14 protein-coding genes and 1 tRNA gene are annotated in these 19,197 nt (G+C 61.1%); 4 read left to right on the plus strand and 11 right to left on the minus strand.

Going from position 1 to position 19,197, the window contains the following annotated elements; all coding sequences use genetic code 11:
• Positions 1–52: 52 nt before the first annotated feature.
• Positions 53–1,117, minus strand: a complete 1,065-nt coding sequence (locus BLU26_RS17425) for a metal-dependent hydrolase (protein WP_092288111.1) — start codon at positions 1,115–1,117, stop codon at positions 53–55.
• 92 nt (positions 1,118–1,209) lie between these two features.
• Positions 1,210–1,902, minus strand: coding sequence for a crotonase/enoyl-CoA hydratase family protein (locus BLU26_RS17430; RefSeq protein WP_092288112.1), 693 nt, complete (start codon positions 1,900–1,902; stop codon positions 1,210–1,212).
• Between the two features lie 211 nt (positions 1,903–2,113).
• Between BLU26_RS17430 and BLU26_RS17435 the strand changes: the two genes are divergently transcribed.
• A tRNA-Ser gene (locus tag BLU26_RS17435) sits at positions 2,114–2,203 on the plus strand.
• A gap of 195 nt (positions 2,204–2,398) precedes the next feature.
• Here the strand turns inward: BLU26_RS17435 and BLU26_RS17440 are convergent.
• The 7 genes from BLU26_RS17440 to BLU26_RS17470 form a co-directional block, all read right to left on the minus strand.
• On the minus strand, positions 2,399–4,336 hold the full coding sequence (locus tag BLU26_RS17440) for a hybrid sensor histidine kinase/response regulator (RefSeq protein ID WP_092288113.1): 1,938 nt from the start codon (positions 4,334–4,336) through the stop codon (positions 2,399–2,401).
• Between the two features lie 257 nt (positions 4,337–4,593).
• Entirely contained in the window at positions 4,594–7,002 is a 2,409-nt protein-coding gene (locus BLU26_RS17445; protein ID WP_092288114.1) for a penicillin acylase family protein, read from the minus strand.
• Positions 7,003–7,109: 107 nt separating this feature from the next.
• On the minus strand, positions 7,110–7,877 hold the full coding sequence (locus BLU26_RS17450) for a helix-turn-helix transcriptional regulator (protein WP_092288115.1): 768 nt from the start codon (positions 7,875–7,877) through the stop codon (positions 7,110–7,112).
• 236 nt (positions 7,878–8,113) lie between these two features.
• On the minus strand, positions 8,114–9,094 hold the full coding sequence (locus BLU26_RS17455) for an alpha/beta fold hydrolase (protein ID WP_231702085.1): 981 nt from the start codon (positions 9,092–9,094) through the stop codon (positions 8,114–8,116).
• A gap of 286 nt (positions 9,095–9,380) precedes the next feature.
• Positions 9,381–11,504 carry a phosphatase PAP2 family protein gene (locus tag BLU26_RS17460; RefSeq protein WP_092288117.1) on the minus strand — a complete coding sequence of 708 codons (2,124 nt, stop codon included), beginning with the start codon at positions 11,502–11,504 and terminating at the stop codon, positions 9,381–9,383.
• 276 nt (positions 11,505–11,780) lie between these two features.
• Positions 11,781–12,170 carry a YbaN family protein gene (locus BLU26_RS17465; protein WP_231701971.1) on the minus strand — a complete coding sequence of 130 codons (390 nt, stop codon included), beginning with the start codon at positions 12,168–12,170 and terminating at the stop codon, positions 11,781–11,783.
• Complete coding sequence (locus BLU26_RS17470) at positions 12,170–12,796, minus strand: biliverdin-producing heme oxygenase (protein ID WP_092288118.1); 627 nt, start codon at positions 12,794–12,796, stop codon at positions 12,170–12,172. Before BLU26_RS17470 ends, BLU26_RS17465 begins: the two co-directional genes overlap by 1 nt.
• A gap of 363 nt (positions 12,797–13,159) precedes the next feature.
• Between BLU26_RS17470 and BLU26_RS17475 the strand changes: the two genes are divergently transcribed.
• The 3 genes from BLU26_RS17475 (at position 13,160) to BLU26_RS17485 (ending at position 17,286) form a co-directional block, all read left to right on the plus strand.
• Positions 13,160–13,648: an RNA polymerase sigma factor gene (locus BLU26_RS17475; RefSeq protein ID WP_092288119.1), complete on the plus strand. Its 489-nt coding sequence runs from the start codon at positions 13,160–13,162 to the stop codon at positions 13,646–13,648.
• Positions 13,649–13,650: 2 nt separating this feature from the next.
• Entirely contained in the window at positions 13,651–14,631 is a 981-nt protein-coding gene (locus tag BLU26_RS17480; RefSeq protein ID WP_092288120.1) for a FecR family protein, read from the plus strand.
• A 144-nt stretch (positions 14,632–14,775) separates the two neighbouring features.
• Complete coding sequence (locus tag BLU26_RS17485; RefSeq protein ID WP_092288121.1) at positions 14,776–17,286, plus strand: TonB-dependent receptor; 2,511 nt, start codon at positions 14,776–14,778, stop codon at positions 17,284–17,286.
• Positions 17,287–17,332: 46 nt separating this feature from the next.
• Here the strand turns inward: BLU26_RS17485 and BLU26_RS17490 are convergent, their stop codons facing one another.
• Positions 17,333–18,064 (minus strand): TerC family protein, encoded by a 732-nt coding sequence (locus BLU26_RS17490; RefSeq protein WP_092288122.1) that lies wholly within the window; start codon positions 18,062–18,064, stop codon positions 17,333–17,335.
• A gap of 159 nt (positions 18,065–18,223) precedes the next feature.
• Positions 18,224–19,111, minus strand: a complete 888-nt coding sequence (locus tag BLU26_RS17495) for an SDR family NAD(P)-dependent oxidoreductase (RefSeq protein ID WP_092288123.1) — start codon at positions 19,109–19,111, stop codon at positions 18,224–18,226.
• Positions 19,112–19,197 lie beyond the last annotated feature (86 nt).

Raw genomic sequence — 19,197 nt, forward strand, 5'->3', positions numbered from 1 at the left:
AAAGAGCGGCATTATCGCAAAGAACCACCGCCAAGGCGCGATGGTTGTTGCATCACGGTTGTTGATGGGGCGGCAATGACAGTGGCGCCGCCAGGTCGCTCAAGGAAATAGCGTAGTGTGCATCCAGCGCCCTTGCACCCAATGCCCGCAGGCTGGCCAGATCCGCGGGCGGGGCGGGCCACAAGCGGGTGTGCTCGATCACCCTTGGCGCTTGGCCGTCCGGCGGTTGCTCCGCGAGGGCAAAGCGGAACGGGTGATAGCCGGTCATGCCCAGGCGCAGGTCGGTGGCCACCCACTGCTGCTCGATCAGATCAAAGCGCAGGCGGTCACCGGTGAACCAGCGCAGGCGTTCATATTGGGTAGAGCCGGCCAACACTTCATCAGCCGCGCTGGCATGCCGCGGCAGCGCCACCAGCACAGGTGGCTGGCTGTCGAGCCAACTGACCAGGCCTTCGTAATACTGATCACCCTCTATTGCCACCACCCGCCACAGCAGCGTATTGAACGGCGTAGGCGAGCTGAAGGTGCTTTGCGCCTCTATGCCCTGTGCTTGCAAAGCCTTTTGCAGCTGCGACTCGGCCATCCACTTGCCGCCCAGGGTGCTGGCCAAGTACAGGCTGCTCAGGGCCAGGCCAGCGTATTGCCAGCGCAGCGCGCTGCGCCGCAGGCCAAAGCACAGGCCCACCAGCATCGCCGCAAGCAGGGGCAGGGTGTAGAGCGGGTCGATGATAAATATGCTGGAGATCGCCACCGGCGGCGTGTCCAGCGGCCAGAACAGCTGGGTGCCGTAACTGGTGAAGCTGTCGAGCAGTGGATGGGTGCAGAGCACCAGCAGCAACGTCAGCCATAATCGTCGGCCACTGTACGCAGCACGTGGTCCAAACCTGCGGATGACCAGCGCCATCGCGGTCGCCAGCGCTGCCAACACAAACAAGGAATGGCTGAAGCCGCGATGATAGGTCATGTCGGCCACGGCATCGCCGTAATCCAGCAACACGTCCATATCCGGCAAGGTGGCCAACAATCCGCCATAGACCAGCGCCTTGCGGCCCTGCCACCGGCCAAGCATGGCGCCCTGAATCGAGGCGCCGAGTACTACCTGGGTAACTGAATCCAAAACGGCATCTCCGCGAATGACAGCCCACAGCCTAATGCAAAAACGCCGTGCAGAGCACGGCGCAATCGATTCGCAGTATTACAGCGGCAGGCTCAGCTCAGCGCGTGCTGCTTGTCCAGCTCGATGGAGCTATCCAGCAGCTCAAGCAGTGCCTTGCGCGTCTTCAGCTTGGTATTGCGGTGCGCGGTCATGTTCAGCCCGGCCAGCTGCTTGGCCATCGCCATGGCGGTGGCTTCCAGTTCTTCCGCCGGAACGATCTTGTCGAGAAAGCCAGCATCTACGGCATCGGCCGGATCAAACATCTCGGCATTGATCACCGAGCGGTTGAAGGCGCTGGGCGTCAGCCGCGCACGGGCCAGCTCAATGCCCACATGGTGCATGGTCATGCCAATCTGCACCTCATTCAGACCAATCTTGAACGGGCCTTCAACACCCAGACGGTAGTCAGACGACAGCAGCAGGAAGGCGCCCTTGGCGACTGCATGGCCGGTGCACACCGTGATGATCGGGAAAGGGTGCGACAGCATGCGCCGCGCCAGGGTAGAGCCGGAAGCAACCAGCCCCTTGGCCGCATCGGCGCTGGAAGTCATTACTTTCAGATCATAGCCGCCAGACAGAATGCCCGGCTTGCCACTCAGTACCACCACCGCACGGTCTTGCTCGGCTTGATCCAGCGCCGCGTTCAACGCCACCACCATGTCGGGCGACACGGCATTGACCTTGCCATTGTCCATGCTCAGCTGGGCGATGCCGTCGGCAAAACGATAGGAAACCAGGTCACTCATGAGGCAGTCCTCTATATCAAAGTCAGGCGGCAGCGCCGGCCGGGGAAACCCGCAGTTTATCAACTTAATACTGACTGACGAGTCTTGCATTCACATCTGAACCAGCATGGCACAAAGCCGAAAAAGCGTTTGCCAAACTCCGGCTTGTTCTGTAAATTAGCGCGCCTTGGTAGCCGGGTCACACCCAGCCGCCAAGCCGCATAGCGGTTCCGGAGAGGTGTCCGAGTGGCTGAAGGAGCACGCCTGGAAAGTGTGTATACGTTAATCCGTATCGAGGGTTCGAATCCCTCTCTCTCCGCCAGACAAATGAAAAAGCCCCAGCGAAAGCTGGGGCTTTTTCATTTGTGCGGTGAAACGACGGACGAGCACCCTCAAGGTTCAACGAACCTACGACAGCAGACGAGAAAGTTAACCCGAAGCGCCGAATAATCCCTCTCAGAGCCTCCACCCGCACCATCAAGGCATTTACTGCTTATTCACTAAAGCCGCCAGGCACTCAGTCTCCTGGATCCATCGCCCGCCCAATCGCCAACGCCAACCCCCGCTCATCAAACGGCTTGGCCAGGGTCGGTAGTGCGCGGGCTGGCTGGTCGGTGATCTCGGCGTAGCCAGAGGCGAGGATGACGGGCAGGTTGGGGTGGCTGACCGCGAGCTGCTCCGCGAGCTGGCTACCGGTCATGTGCGGCATGGCGTGGTCAGTGATGATCAGGTCGACTTCGACGCGCACGAGCATGTCGAGCGCCTGCTGCGCTGAGAGGGCGCGCAGGGCACGGTGGCCCAGCTCTTCGAGCAGGGCGCAGGTGTTGATGAGGACCAGTTCATCGTCATCCACCACCAGTATGCGCAGGCCCTGGATAACGGGTTGGGCCGGTTGTGGCTGGTTCTGTGTGTGCACGACCTGTGGGCTGTCGGCATCGGCGACGGGCAGCCATAGTTGCACCGTGGTGCCACTGCCGGGAATGCTCTGCAACTTCAGTTTGCCGCCCAGCTGCTCGACGATGCCATGCACCATGGATAAACCCAGCCCGGTACCTTTGCCTACGCCCTTGGTGGTGAAGAAGGGGTCGATGGCTTTTTCCAGGGTGTCGGGATCCATGCCTTCGCCGGAGTCGGCGATTTCCATCAGCAGGTAGTGCTCGGACGCGGCGCTGCTCAGCGGTTTGGCGGGCAGCTGCACGGGCCGAGCGGAAATAACTATTTTGCCGCCGTCGGGCATGGCATCTCTGGCATTGAGCACCAGGTTGAGCAGGGCGGTTTCCAGCTGGTGGGCGTCGGCTTTGATGCGCGGCAGGCCGAGCTCAAAGCGGGTGTCGATGGCGATCTTGGCGCCGATGGATTGTTTGATCAGGGCGTGCATGCCCAGCACCAACTCCGGCAGGGCGATGGATTCGACCTTGAGCGATTGCCGGCGAGAGAAGGCGAGCATACGCCGGGTCATGGCTGCGCCGCGCTCGCCCGCCTGCGCGGCGTTGTCGATCAGCTCCAGCAGCGGTGAGTCTGGCAGGCGTTTGCGGATCAGGTCGAGGCTGATGAGGATGACCGTCAGCAGGTTGTTGAAGTCGTGCGCTACGCCGCCGGTGAGGCGGCCGACCGCTTCCATCTTCTGCGCTTGAAAGAGCTCTTCGCGGGTTTTCTCAAGGGCTTGCTGGGTTTCATAACGCTCGGTCACGTCGCGCGTGACCTTGGCAAACCCGGTGAGTTGGCCGTGGTCGTCGCGGATGGCGTCGATCACCACGTGGGCCATGAAGCGGGTGCCGTCCTTGCGCACGCGCCAGCCTTCTTCTTCCAGTCTGCCTTCGCGGGCGGCGAGGGCCAGGTTGGTAATCGGGCGGTTGGCGGCCTGGTCTTCTTCGGTATAGAAGCGCGAGAAATGCTGGCCGACGATTTCACTCGGGGTGTAACCCTTGATGCGCTGTGCGCCGGCGTTCCAGTTGGTAACCAGACCTTCGGGGCTGAGCAGGTAAATGGCGTAGTCGGTCACGCCCTCGATCAACAGACGCAGCTGCTCTTCACTCTGGCGCAGCGATTCTTCGGCGGCACGTTTTTCGGTCAGATCGCGGGTGACCTTGGCAAAGCCGAGCAGCTCGCCGGTGCTGGTGCGGATCGGGTCAATGATGACATGCGCCCAGAAGCGGGTGCCGTCCTTGCGTACGCGCCAGCCCTCGGTTTCAAAACGGCCTTGTTCGGCGGCGCTGTTCAGGCCATGTTCCGGCAGCCCGGCCTCACGGTCTGCGGGGGTATAGAACTGGGCGAAGTTGCAGCCGACGATTTCGTCGGCGGTGTAGCCCTTGAAGCGCTGCGCGCCGGGGTTCCAGCTGACGACGGTGCCGTCCGGGGCGAGCATGTACACGGCGTAGTCGATAATCGCATCGACCAGCAGGCGGTAACGTTCTTCGGCTTGCAGCGCGCGGCCGGTGGCATCGTGTGTGGTCATGGTGTTCCTAGTGGAGGTGGCGCAGCCGGGCGCACAGCTGATGCGGCCATGCACGCTGCAGAATCCGTCAGCAGATGCAGCTATTTAGCGCAATGCGCGGCCGATTGGCAATCGGGTTTTGCGGCGGATGGCATATTGACGGGTGCCGGCAGGAGAGTGGCAGCGTTACCGAGCGTGCGCGAACCTGTGGGCGAGAAAAAGTGCAGAGGGGCAGGAGCCGTCCCACGGCAGCGCGCGGGACGGTGTGTGGCTGTGACTTACTGGCTGATTTCCGTTGTGGAGACCAGCTCGGCTTCTATCTGCTCCCGGGTGAATGGGAAGCGGTGCCACTGTTTGCCTGAATAGGCCTCGGTGTAGTCCGCGTAGTTCGGGCTGGCGGGATCGCTGGACTGGGAGTGTGAGAGCAGCGTGTAGGCGCTGACTGGTTCACCTTCCGGGAATTCCACCACGTGCATGTAGCTGTTGCGCAGCACGGTGAAATAGCCCTCTGAGCCTTCGCCGCCAAACTGCTCGATACTCTCGCCGGGTTTCAGGTATTTCTGCACATCACCCAGCGTGGCGTTCAAGGCGATGCCGTCGTTCTGCAACGCAGCGACGGCTTCGCTGAATGCCTCCTGTACGCGGGTGCGTACGGTGCCGTTTGAGCTCAGACCTCGGGGTGTGTTAATCGGATCCGCCGCGTCAAAGGGCGTGGCATACAAGCTCAGCGCTGGGGTCGTTGCGGCCAGCTTGTTCGACAGCGTTTCCCAGAACGCGGTCCAGACGTGGGCACCACGCGCGTCCAGGTTGCCCGTATTGTCCCAGGCGGTGAGTACCTGACAGGCCTCCAGCTCAGCGCCGAGGGGCGCCGGCACGCACACTTCGGCCAGCACTTCGGTCTTGAGCAGTTCGGCGCTGTAGTTACGGCTGTTGAGCGTGATCTGGCGGATGTTTTCACTGCTGGCCTGGAAGCCGTTCAGGCCGTCAGTGCCGTTTAGTCGCTCGCGCACCAGAGTGTGGCCCATGCGGGTGCGCAGGCTCTGGGCGTAGTCTTCACGGCCGATGATGCCGGCGTAACCGGTCAGTGGCTGTTCGGGATTGCTCAGCCAGTAGCTGTCATTCATGTTGGCGACGTAGGCGGTGCTCAGCAGGCTGGGCAGGTTGCCGGGCCCGAAGGTGCCGGGCTGGGCTGAGTCGGTGTCGGTTTTCCAGTCGCAGGCAGCGCGGCTGCCATCGAGCAGTGGCAAGCCGGGCACCAGGCCCAGTACCGCCTGACCCAGGCCAGGCACCAGACAGCCGGCAAGCATGCTGTCCGGTACGTTGGGGACCACGGTGATGTCGGAATACAGCGCGCGCGCGTCATCACGCCCGATGGCGGTGGTATTCACCCAGGGGATGCCGACGTACTCCTTGGCCTTGGCGTAGAAATCATCCAGCGACTCGGCTTGATCAAAGGCGAAGAAGTTCTGGAAGGCGCGAGTGTTCTCCAGGTTGGCGTCACGCAGGGTGTAAGCCGCTGCGCTGCTCCAGCCGGGCAAGCCCAGCCCACTGAGGTTGATCATGGGGCCGTATTCGGAGCTGTACAGGGTGCGGGTAACGTCACTCAGGTTGCTGTCGTCGCCCATGACCTGCACGGTGATCTCGTGGGCTGTGAGGGGTTGGTCCACGCCGTCTTTTACGTAGGTGGTGGGGTCGCCGGCTTTCAGCTGCAGTTGATACAGGGTGAAGCGGCGGGCGGTAGACACGGTGTGCGCCCAGGCGATGTTGTCGTTGAAGCCCATCAGCACCATGGGCGCGCCCATGATCGAGGCGCCGGAAATGTCCAGCTTGCCGGGCACCGTCATGTGCAATTGATAGAAACGGTCGACGCCCAGCAGGTACCAGTGCGGGTTGGCGAACAGCAGGCTGCGGCCGGTTTCGGTACTGTCGCCACCAAAGGCCAGGGTGTTGCTGCCGATGCCTTCTTCACGGCCAACGGCGGCGCGATCGGCAACCAGTGCCTGGCTGGCCTGTGCCACCGGGGCGCTGAGCGTGCGGGCTGCGGCAGCGGCTGGCGCGGGTGGCTGTGCGCTGGTGATTTCGGTCACCCAGTTGGCGCTGCTGGCGGCCAGGTTGAGGGCGATCAGGCGGCGCAGTACGTCGTCCTCATCAATGGTCTGCAACCACTCGGCGTTGCGGCAGTCGGCGTGACGGCCGGCGTGCTCGCCGTCCTGAATTTCCTCGACGTAGCGGCTGTAGCCGGCCGCAAAGCCGCGGGTCAGCTCCATCAGGTCGTCTGGCTGTTCCTGTTTGAAGGCGCTTACGGCCTCCTGATTGGTCAGCAGGCGGAAGAAGAAGTCGGCCTCCAGGTTGGGCGGGGTACCGAAGGTGCCCATGGTGGCCGCCTGGGCATCGGGGCCGAAGTAGCGGGAGCGTTCGCCATTGAAGGTGACGAAAGCATCGGCGAGTACACAGAGGTTATCTTCGGCGATGGCATAGCCGTGGCCGTAACCGGCGCCGCCCATGTCGTCTGCGGTGATGTGCGGAATGCCAAAGGTGGTGCGTTCGATGGTGGCCTTGTAGCTGGTTTGGGCGGGCGCGTCGTCGTTATCGCTGCTGCTACCGCCGATCTTGCAGGCGCTGAGGGTAACGGCGATGGCCAGCAAGCTCAGTTGGGTGAGCCTCCGGCGCTGAAATGGCAGGTGCATGCTAGGTTCCTTTTATTGTTGTATTGCCACCCATTTGGGTGATCAACGGCCAGCATAGGCCAACAATGCGAATGGGAATTGAACGTAGCGGCTACCGATGCACTTTTTTAGAGCATGTGCACTTGCATGTTCTTGATGATGAACGAGGGCGTGAGACCGAAGAACTGGCGGATGGTGCGCGTCAGGTGCGCTGAGTCTGAGAAGCCGGCGTCGTAGGCCACCGCGCTCAGCGGCTCGCCCTGGGCAATCAACTGCACGGCGCGGCGCATGCGCGACCACAGAATGTAGCTTTTGATGGGTATGCCCAACTTGGCGGAAAACAGGTGCGACAGCCGGTCGGCGGACAGCCCCACGTCGCTGGCCAGCTCGGCCACTGTGCTGGTCAGCGGCAGCTCCTTTTTCACCTTCTGGGCCACATGCAGGGCGCGCATATCGAGGTTGATGGTGACCGGCTGGTAGCCGCTGATCGCGCGCGGCAGGGTGGTGGTGAGCCGGAACAGGGCGGCGCTGTCGAGTTGGCCAGCGCCAAGTCGCTGCATGGTGCTGGCGTCAATCGCGCCCGGCTGCAGAATCACCGCGCGTACCTGATGTTCGCCCAGAAAATGGCTGAGCGCGTGGTGTTCATAGCTTTGCGGGTCAAAGTTGATCGACAGCAGGCGAGTCTGGCTGGCATCCAGCGAGCGGGCGCGATGACGGGCAATCAGCGCAGCTTGATAACGCTGCTGCTGGCCATCGGTATCACCCAGCACGAAGCCGGCGGGGTCCAGTGCTATCAGCAGGGTCACGGTGTGCCGCTGGGTGACCTCGGAGACCATGCCCGGGGTAACGTAGATAAAACGGTCGTCCCAGACGTACAAGTGATTACGGAAATGCATAGATCCGTTGCTCCTGCAGGCACTCGACGGCGGTGCCGATTCCTTTTTCCTGTTGATCCCTGTTGGCCGCTCTGTTGGCCGCACCGTGCAATCCAAACGCTTGAGTGCTGTCTGGCCGGTCTGAAAGCATACTCGCCGGTTGACGTATACGGCAATCTACAGGGCCCAGTCCAGGGATGTGAACCGGCGTGCCTGGCACGAGGCGACTGGCGCCTCGTTGTGTAAAAGTGAGCGGGTTACTGGTTCAGTTGTGCCAGCCCTTTCAGCAAGGCTGCATGAAACTGCTCTGGCGCCTCCACCTGCGGTGAATGCCCCAGTTCGGGGAACTCGACCAGGCTCGCATTGGGAATCGCCTCGGCGGTGGTGCGGCCCAGTTGCGGGTAGTGGCCCAGTTGCTCGGCGAGGGCTTCGGGCGCGCGGTTGGCACCGGGGGCGGTGCGGTCCTTGCCGCCAATCAGCAGCAGCGTGGGCGCCTGAATGTTCGGGAACTCATGCACCACCGGCTGGGTAAACAGCATCTCGGCAGTCTGCGCCTGATTCCAGGCGACGATCTCCTTGCCGGGGCCTGCGTACATGCCGTAGGCCATCTCGACCCAGCGGTCGTACTCGGGCTTCCATTCACCGTTGTAGTAGAACTTCAACTGGTAGTTCTTGATGCCTTCGTAGGTGGTCTTCAGTTGGGCGCGATAGAGCCGGTCGATGGTCGCGTAGGGCACGCCTTTCTGCTGCCAATCCTCCAGGCCAATCGGGTTGGCCAGCACCAGTTGCTCTGTATGTTCCGGGAACTGCAAGGCATAGCGCGCCGCCAGCATGCCGCCCATGGAATGGCCGATGACAGTGACCTTATGCGCGCCCAAGTGCTCCAGCAACTCACGGGTGTTCTCGGCCAGCTGCGCGAAGCTGAACTGATAACCACGTGGTTTGCTGGAGCTGCAAAAGCCAATCTGGTCCGGGGCGATAACCCGATAACCCGCCTCGCTCAGCACCTTGATGCTCTGCTCCCAGGTGGCACCGCAGAAGTTTTTGCCGTGCAGTAGCACCACCGTACGGTCATTGGCTTCACCCGTCGGTTTGACGTCCATGTAGGCCATTTCCAGCTCTTGCTGCTGGGAGGTAAAGGCAAATCGTTCGACGGGGTAGGGGTATTCAAAGCCCTGCAGCTGCGGCCCGTAGTTGACGGCTGCATTGGCTGGCAAGCTGGCAAAGGGCTGCAGCAGGCTGGCGCAGGCGGTAAGGATGACGGTTTTTTTCACGTGGCACTCCTGGCTTGATCAACGACGTCCCGATGCTACTTCAGCTGGTGCTAAGCCGCGAGGTAGAAGGGTCAAGGCTTAGGAGTATAGCAATGGGTCACGGCGCTGGCGGTGCCGGTAAGTGTCCGGATGTGACTTGGCAGGCAGAATGGTTTAACTGATCTGAGGCAAGTAGCGCCCGGTCTTTTCGAGGTGGCAGAGAGCTTGGCGCTGACGGCGTAGATACGCCGTCAGCGCTTGTGGGTTGCGCTTATTGAATAACCGCAGTCACTCGGTTGTTACTGTAGGTGACCTCTACCGCTACGTCAGAATCGACGCTGTCGAAGGTACCACTGAGGCTTCCGGCGGTCAGCAGCACGATCTCGCTGCCGCTGGCCGGGGTGTAGCCCTCGAAGCCGAGCTGCAGTTCGCCGCCGTCGATATACAAGGTGTCAGCCACGCTGACCTGCGGTGAGGCTTCTTCCACGGCGAGCTTGAGGGTGCCGCCTTCCAGGGTCAGGTTGCCCTGCAATGCCAGCGCGCCGTCCACATCAACCAATACGCTACCCTCTTCTATATACAGGTCACCGGTACCTAAGGCCGCCGCTGACGCCGCTTCCAGCACGCCGCCCTGTACCAGGGTGCCGCCGCTGTAAGTGTTGTCGCCGGTCAGGGTCAGGTGGCCAGTACCGGTTTTGGTCAGCAGGCCTTCACCGCTGATGTCGTTTCTCCACCAGTCCTGCGCATTAAAGCCGCCCTGGCTGGCATCCATCTCGACGGTCACATCACCGAGGAAGGCGCCATAACCATCAGCTGCGGTGACCAGATCAAGGCGGCCCCAACCATTGGTACCATCGAGCAGCGGGTAACCCGAATCGATGGAAGTGGTGTAGAGCACAGCGCGGCGCTGCTCGGCACTCAGGTAGGGCTGACGGCTGGCCAGCAGCGCCTCGGCAGCCTCCGGCACGATCGGGTCCTGCCCCGCCTTGGACTCGTCCTGCGGCAAACCGTAGGTCATGCGGAAGCGGTACTGCTCCTTGTTCAGCGCGTGATCATCGTACTGGCTGGTGTTATACACCTGGGTATTGATCATGCTGCCATCAATCAAACCCGCTTCATTCGTCACCGGCTGGTGGGCGAAGCTGTACAGGTCGGTACCTTGCTGCTCGGCCAGGCGGCCGAAGAAATCCTGCGCCTGGTTGTAGGCCGCCGTGGCCTCATCAAGCAGGGCAGGCTGGGCCAGGGCATAACTGGCGACCATCATCGCGTGGATGCGGCCACCGATCACATCGACCGGCGAGTGCATGCCCGCGACGATGCGGTTTTCACCGAGCTGCGAGCCGCGGGTGAGCATTTCCGAGTAGCGCTGTGGCAGCGCATAGGCGTAGGCCATGGCGGCAAGATAGCCGGCGTTGGTGTGACCGCTCGGGTAGCCGCCGTCCTTGCGGCGGTTTTCGCCGTTCTCGGTGTACAGGCCCTTGTCGTGATCACCGGTGCTATGCGGGCGCTGCGCGCAGGTCAGACCGGGTACCAGCTTCACGCTGGTGGTGTACTGGTCGGTCAGCTGGACCGTCAGGTTGCCATCGACGTCGTAGCAGTTGTGATTGGCGGTGCCGAGGAAGTCGATGGCGCCGGTATCGGTCATGCGCCAGGGGCGCGGGGTCGAGAAAATATACTTGGCGGCATTGGTGGAGGCGGGTGAGCGCTGGCGGAAGGCGTCCACCAGTGTAACCACGGCGCCCAGCTCGGAGGTCTTGCTGCCGGCCCAGGCGATGCCATCGTTGTTGCCGGAGCCGAAGTTCACGTCTTGCAGTACCTGATTTACCGTCGGCACCGGCACATCAACGTAGGCGCCAGAACTGGCCACATAGGCTTCGGTGAGCGGGCCATAGCCGTCGATCACGCTGTAGTTCTTGGAGCGCACATCATCCAGAAAGGCCTGAATGGCCTGTTCGTCGCTACGCTCGTTGGTAACGTCGATCACGTAGCCAATATTGGCCTGCCAAGCCTCGGCGTTGACGATGGGGTCGTCCAGATAATCGTCCGGGCCATTACCCGAGGCGCCTTGCTGGTAGCTGTCTGCGGTGCCTTTCCAGATCTGATTGATATCGCGCAGCAGGTAGGCGATGGGGTTATCGTTCAGCACCCAGCGCAGGGTGCCATCGGCGTTGTTTTCTGCGTTAACGATGACCGGCGCCGGGTAGGCCACTTCAGGCACAGCAACCGTTTGCGCGTTGCCAAGGCCAGCCGGTTTGGCCGGTTTTTCGATAACAGGATTGCCAGCGGAGTCGTCTTTATCGGAGCTGCCGTCGTTGCAGCCGGCCAGGGCCAGCGCAATGGCGGCTGCCAGCGCCAGGCGCATCGGCAGCGTGGTCGCTTGGGGATAAGAATTCATTCGGTTCTCGCTTCGTTGTGGGTAGTCAGAAAAGGGAACTACCGGGCGAGAAGGAACACTGTGGGGGAAAACCAGCCCGCCCGGCGCGAGTGAGGATAGTGGCGGGGTGTGACGTTCCTGTTGCAGCGAGTGATTTTCATTTGCGCTGTGTAGGGTTCTGCAGTGCCCGTTCTAGAGCTGTTGGTCGGGGTAGGGTAAGTAGTTGGAGGTGTACAGCGAGAACAGCATGAGTGCGTTGAGTAAGCCTGCTCATGGCGCTTGAGCGTCAGTGCGACTTCAGTATGTCTTGTTTCGGCCACAAGGTGGTTCGGGCCGAGTACACAGCCACAGCAACACCAGACACATGCCGCCGGGCACCAGCCATTGTATCCACGGGCTGTTCGCGGTTAAGCAAATGATCGGCATGCTGATGAACATGCTGATACCGGCTAACCACTTGGCGCGCCGCGGTATGGCCCGGTGTTGCTGCCAATGCTGGATAGGTGGACCAAAGCGCGGGTGGTTGATCAGCCAATCTGCCAACGGCGGCCAGCCTTTGCTGGCTGCCCAGACCGCCAGCAGCATGAACACTGTGGTGGGCATGCCGGGCAGGACCACGCCAAGCAAACCGAGCCCGACAAAACACAGCGCCAACAGCCGCCAGGCCAGCCGGATCAGCAGTTGCATCAGCTGGCGGCAGCCGGTTGCTTGCCAGCCATCAGTTCTTCTACCGAGGCACGTACAAAGGCAAAGGCGTCCCGCGCACCGACAACGGCGTGGTCGTGCTCAGCCGGGCTGAGTGTCAGAGCGTCCAGCGCTTGCTTGAATTGGCGCCAATGCAGCCCCCGGCCATCGCTGTGGCCGACCAGGTGGCGTGCGCCGAAGGTTTCGGATAGCCCCAGTTGCTCGCGGGCGTGTTTGAGCAGGAAGGCCGCTCCCAGGGTGGAGCCTTCGTGGGTGTATAGCCAACCAATAGCGCCAAGGGTGCCCGCATCCTGGGCCGCAGATCCGACGCGACGGTCGGCTTCTTGCTGCTCGGCGGTGATATTGAAGTCAGCGCAGTCAAGGATGATCGCCTGCAGGCGGCTGCGATCGGCCAAGCCCGGTAGCAGCGTTTGCAACGCCGGATTTTGGTATAGCGGGGCGGTGGCGTGGTGCAATCGCAACTGCATCCGCAGAAAGCAAGCGAAGCGCTCGCGGCTGGAAAACGGCGCCAGAGCCATGATCCGTCGATCCAGGCTTTCATGCGTGGAGGCGGTTTGCTCCTTGAGGTAACTGCTCAGCGGTAGTGGCGTGGTAACGGCCTGAGTCATGGCGAATCCTTGAGTACGGGTGTGGTCAGCAGACAGCTGTTCTACGCCTGTTTGCTGTTGATACCTACACAACGAATGAGCAGTGCTGATCCCGTAATCGATTAGTGTCTTTTTTTACGCGGAGATTCCCGCGCTTTGTTCGCAAGGGCGGCGTGTTGCTAGTTGCTTGACAACGACGGCCACGGCGAGCAAATAATGATAATAGTTATCGTTTGATATGTATTCTTGTTTCCGTGCGCAGCTGCTTATTGGTTGTGCGATGTCGGAGGTAGTTTTGGTCAGCCTTTCCCGCCTGCCCTTGGCAGATTTTTTGTGACAGAAGCCAGTAGATCCCAGGCAGGGCAGGACCTTGCCGGCCTGCGGATGGAGTTGCGGCGCTTCATGGGTAAGCGCATGAGCAATCCCGCCGATGCCGATGACCTGGCTCAGGATGTGTTTGTGCGCTGGCTGGACAGCGCGGCAACCCAGCCCTGGCAGCAAGCCCGCCCGTTGCTGTTTCGCATTGCCCGCAACCTTATGGTCGATCACTGGCGTCGCCAACAGATACGCGGCGGCACCGGTCTGGTCGAGCTGGATGAACATCAGGCCGAGCAGGATGACGCCTTGCAAACCGAGGGGCCGTTGGCGATGGTAGAGCAACAGCAACGCTTGCACCGGCTGGCCGAAGCATTGGAAGATCTGCCGCCTAAGCGCAAACAAGCCTTTGTGCTGCACAAGTTCGATGGCTTGTCGCAGGCAGCCGTAGCCCGGCAGATGGGGATATCCTTGAGCATGGTTGAAAAACACATCGCGTTGGCCATGTTGCACTGTCGGCGGCATGCCCAGGCCCGTCTCCCGGTGCAGGGGGAATAGGCATGTCGACAGCGGATGAACTGACCGTGCAGCCAGTAGATGAGCAAGCCGCAGACTGGTTTGCCCGTCGCCGTGGAGAGCGTTTCAGCGCGGCGGATGAACGCCAATTCCAGATATGGTTGCAGGCCAGCCGCTCCCACGCGCAGGCCTACGCCGACCTCGAACTGCTCTGGCACGACATGGACAGCATGACGCCGCCAACGCAGACCTGCGCCGAGGACACCTCCGCGAGCAACGTGGTGCGCCTGCCTCGTCGCTGGTCGCGGCGCTTGAGTGCGATTGCCGCCAGCGTGGTGTTGATCGCAGGCTTGTTGGCCATCTCTCCGCTGGTTGAGCGGCCTGAATATCAGCTCACAGCGCAGGCGGAAATGGGGAAACTGCGCAAGCTGCTGTTGGCTGACGGCAGCCAGATCACCCTCAACATGGGTTCCAGTGCGCAGGTGCGTTATTTCGATAACCGTCGAGAGGTCAGCCTGCAGGGCGAGGCGTTTTTTTCGGTTGTGCGCGATGAGAAGCGGCCTTTTGTTGTGCAGGCCGATAGGGCCGAAGTGCAGGTGCTGGGTACCCGGTTCAACGTGCGGCAGGGCGAGGACACGCTGGATGTTGCGGTAGAGCACGGCAAGGTGGCGGTCGACGCCGGCGCCCCGCGCCTGCCTGCAGTGTTGCTGTCGGTGGGCGAGGCGGTGCACGCCGACTACCGCCTGGATCAGCAGCAGATGAGGCCGGTGGCGGTCGATGCGGTAGCTAGCTGGCGCAGCGGGCAACTGGTGTTTCAACAGCGCCCGTTGGCGCATTTGCTGGATGAGTTGTCGCGCTATCTTGGCAAGCCAGTGCGGCTGAACGCCGAAGCGCTGGCTGATTATCCGCTGTCAGGCAGCCTGGATATCTACCGGCCGCAGGATTTTCTGGCCTCTTTGCCGTTGTTGTTACCGGTGCAGGTCAGCAGCGCTGCCGATGGCAGTGTGACGGTGGAAACGCGTTAGCACAGCTGCTTGCGGACAGCTCAATGCGCGTTTGGATGTCGCTCCTTGGTCTAAATGCAAATATTTTTCATTTGCAGGTGTGGGTTTTCTTCGCTGTTGCGTTCTCTGGATGAAAGCAATTGAGCATCACATCAGGAGAGTGCGATGAGCATCCGCAATACCCGCTTTGGATTATCCCCGCTGGCATTGGCTGGCCTGTTGATCAGTGGCACTCTGCACGCCGCTCCGATCACCTTTGACCTGCCTACGCAGCCGTTGGCTTCGTCGCTCACCGCACTGGCACGCCAAGGCGGCATACAACTGCTGTTTGACGAAACCCAGACCCGCCAGGTGCGGGCCCCAGCGCTAAAGGGTGCCTATGAGCCGGTTGTCGCTTTGCAGCAGCTATTGCAGGGCTCAGGCTTCGAGCTAGTACCGGCAGGCGAGGGTTACGTTGTCCGCCCGCTGAAGGAAACCAGTACCGGTATTACGCTGCAGGCGCTGACGGTCGTGGCTGATGGAGTGCAGGTTAATTCCAGTAATGTGGGGCGCTCCACCCTGACGCGGACCGACATCGAACGGCAACAGGCCAACAATGTGCCGGCGCTGCTGCAGACCTTGCCGGGCGTCAACATGGGCGGCTCGGTCAAGCCCGGCGGGCAGACGCTGAATATCTGGGGGCTGGGCGATGCCGAAGATGTGCCCTTCACCCTGGACGGCGCGCAGAAAAGCGGTTTTGAGCGCTACCAGCAGGGCACCATCTTCATCGAGCCGGAGCTGATCAAGAGTATTGAAGTCGAGAAGGGACCGCACTCGGTGTTCAGTGGTAACGGCGGTTTTGGCGGTACCGTGCACATGGAAACCCGCGATGCTACCGACATGCTCGAAGAGGGGCGTAACAGCGGCGCACTGGTCAAGTACGGTTATCAGAGCAACGACCAGCAGCAGACCTACAGCGGCGCGGTTTTCGGGCGCACCGACGACGGCCTGTTCGATGGCCTGTTTTATCTCAGCCACCGCGACAGCGACGACATCAAGCTGGCCGGGCACATCGACCAGGACGAAGGCTATCTCTACCCCAAACGCTACCCCTTTACCGCGCAGAACCAGGACTCGGTGCTGATCAAGGGTAATTTCAATCCGACCCTGGAACATAGCCTGGGTCTGACCTACAGCCGTACCAAAAGTGAGCTGCGCTCACCGTTCAGCGCGGTCACTTTCCTGGTGCCAAGCAAATGGTCGATTGACCGCTACGGCAGCCTTGAGGCGGCGATGAACCGGCTGATGTCCAACCGTGAGCTGGTGGACACCACCTGGTCCGGCAAATACCGGTATCAGCCGATCGACAACCCGCTGGTGGATCTCGAGGTGACTTACTCGCTGTCCAAGACCGAGCAGACCGATACACGCGATGACGATGCCAGCTACAGCTCCTCAACCGGCGGCAAGTACATCAACACTGCCTACCGCGACAAGGTGCTGGAAGCGCGCAATATCAGCCTGTTCGATACCGGCCCGCTGGAGCACGAGTTGACGGTGGGCACCCAGTGGCGCGAGCACACCCGCGATGTGCTCATGTATCTGCCTACCTACGACAGCAACCCGGACTACAACTACGGCTGGTACCAGCCGCAGTTCATGCCGCAAGGCCAACAGGATACCCGCAGCGCCTATCTGCAAGACGCCATCACCATCGGTGAGGTAACCATTACGCCGTCGCTGCGCTTTGATCATGTGCGTAATCAGGGCGAGCGCAACCTGGCTGAGCGCTACAACAACCCAGACATGAATCACGATTACCGCTCGCAAACCTATTCTGGCTGGTCGCCAAGGCTGGCGATCTTCTGGCGTGCCACCGACCAGCTGGGGTTGTTCTTCGATTACGCAAAAACCTGGCGAGCACCGGTGCTGGATGAACAGTACGAAGTGCAGAGCAGCTCGACCTTTGGTGGCACCAGCCGTGACCTGGATGCAGAGAAGATCCGTGGCCTGCGGGCTGGTGCGGTGGTTAGCCTGCCGGAGCTGATTGCCAGTGGCGACAATCTGCAGATTCGCGCCACCGCCTACCAGAACAAGATCGAAGACGAGATATTCAAATTTCGCTCGGTTGCCTGCGCCGCGCAGGCCGAAAACGGCGGCTCGATTGCCGACAACTGCGCCGATTTGCTGCCGCTGTCGAACTACCGCAACCTGGAAGGCGCGACCATTCGAGGCTTTGAGGTAGAGAGTTTCTACGACAGTAGCCGCATTTTCGCCAGCTTGTCCTACTCCTGGATGGAAGGTAAGCACAAGGGCGCGTACAGCAACCCCTGGGCGGCGGACGTATGGGCGCGGGACATTCAACCGGTCAAGTGGGTGGCGCTGCTAGGGGTGAAAATCCCGGAGATTGACGTGCATGCGGGCTGGCAGGGCGAGTTTGTGCGCAAGACCGATCGCCTGCCGAGTGATCTCTACAGCGAGACCGGCGAGCTGTACTGGAATCACTATGGCAACGACAGTTATGACGTACACCGCCTGTTTGCCGACTGGGCTCCGCAGCGCGGCGCGCTGAAGAACGTGAGCGTCAATCTGACCGTCGACAATGTGCTGGACCGCTTCTATCGTCCTGCGCTGTCGGGCGACAACGCCTATTCGCAAGGGCGCAACGCCAAACTCAGTCTGAGCTACCGCTTCTGAGCAGCCAGTCAGCTGCGCAGCCGGGCGAGCCCGGCTGCGCAGCTGACTATTGTTGTGACTGCTTACGCTGCGTTGCCGCGCGTACGCGAATATTGACCGCTTCCACCGCCAGCGAAAACGCCATGGCGAAGTAGATGTAGCCCTTGGGCACATGCACATCAAAGGCCTCGGCGATCAGCAGGGTGCCCACCACCATCAGGAACGACAGTGCCAGCACCTTGAGCGAGGGGTGCTTTTCAATGAAGTTGCTGATGCTGCCGGCCGCCAGCATCATCACCAGCACAGCAATGACGATAGCCGCCACCATGACGGCTACCTCGTCGACCAGGCCCACTGCGGTTATGACCGAATCCAGTGAAAAGACGATATCGATGAGCGCAATCTGCAGCACGATACTGACAAAACCAGCGCTCTTGGGCGCGGCCTCTGTGGCGCTGTGCTCGGGCCCCTCCATGCTGTGCCAGATTTCTGTGGTGCTCTTGAACAGCAGGAACAGGCCACCGAAAAACAGGATCAGGTCGCGGCCGGAGACGCCTTCGCCCAGCAGCTGAAACAGGTCTGCGGTCAGGCGCATGACCCAGGCGATGCTGAGCAGCAACAGAATGCGCGTACCCATGGCCAGCGCCAGGCCGATGAAGCGTGCTCTGGGTTGCTGCGCCTTGGGCAGGCGGCTGACGAGAATCGAGATGAAGATGATGTTGTCGATGCCGAGGACGATTTCCAGAGCAGTGAGGGTAAGAAAAGCCACCCAGATATCCGGGCTTGAAAGCCATTCCATGATGCGTGTTGTCTCGCGTGCGGTTAGGCCTGGGAGTCAGGCGTGCCAGTGTGGCATGACGGCAAGCGGCGGATAAGTGGGCGCTGAAAATAATCTTTTGTGAGGTGAGCAGGCAGTCAGCCGCGCAGCCTGGTCGCTGCGCGGCTGACTGTTAAAAGATCAATTGAATCTGACGATTTCCTGATCCAATACATCGGCCAGCAGCGGGCTGGCAGCGGCGCGAACAAAGGCATCATCAATGGCTTTGGCACGGGCCTGGCAACTGGGGCGGTAGTTGGGATGGGTGAAAATGTAGAGCTCTTTCATCTTCAGTGCCTCAACCACCCGCTCGCCGACGATCTCTACCGGCAGGCCGTTGTCGATGATCTTCTGCATGTGCGCGGCGATGGCGTCCTGCTGCGGGTTGGGCTCTTGGGCTTCGTCTGCGCTCTGATAATCGCTCTGCCGGTTGCGCGACGACAGGTTGATGCGGGTCTTCACGAAGGCGGGGCAGAGTACCGACACCTGAATCTTGTGCGGTTGCAGCTCGGCGTACCAGCTTTCTGACATGGCTACCACCGCCACCTTGCTGGCAGTGTAGGCGCCGCCATAGGGCACGCCGCCCATACCGGCCATGGAGGCTACATTCAGCAGCCAGCCGCCTTCGCCGTGCTGTTTGATCAGCGGCACCATGACCTGGGTACCATTGATTACGCCCATCAGGTTGACGTCCATTACCCAACGCCACTGGGTGTTGTCGGTCTGCTCGATGGTCCCGGTGCCGCCACCTACGCCTGCATTGTTAACCAGCATGTGAATCTTGCCGAAGCGTTCGATCGCCTTGTCGGCCAGCGCTTGCCACTGCTCAAGCTTGGTGACGTCCATCTGCGCGGTGAGTACGTCGATCCCGGCCTGTTGCAGCCGTTCTTCGGCGAGCTTCAGCTGGTTGCCGTCAATATCGCCCAACACCACCTTCATGCCCTGTTTACCCATGGCCATGGCAATGCTGAAACCTATGCCTTCGGCTCCGCCGCTGATGACGATGGTCTTGCCTGCAAACTCGCTCATGTCTGGTCCTTTTGATGGTCGCTGCCGTAGGAATTACTAATTATTGACAATCGTGATTGTCAGGTATGCGCGCCAATGTGCACGCA

Source organism: Halopseudomonas sabulinigri, assembly GCF_900105255.1.
Classification (GTDB): domain Bacteria; phylum Pseudomonadota; class Gammaproteobacteria; order Pseudomonadales; family Pseudomonadaceae; genus Halopseudomonas; species Halopseudomonas sabulinigri.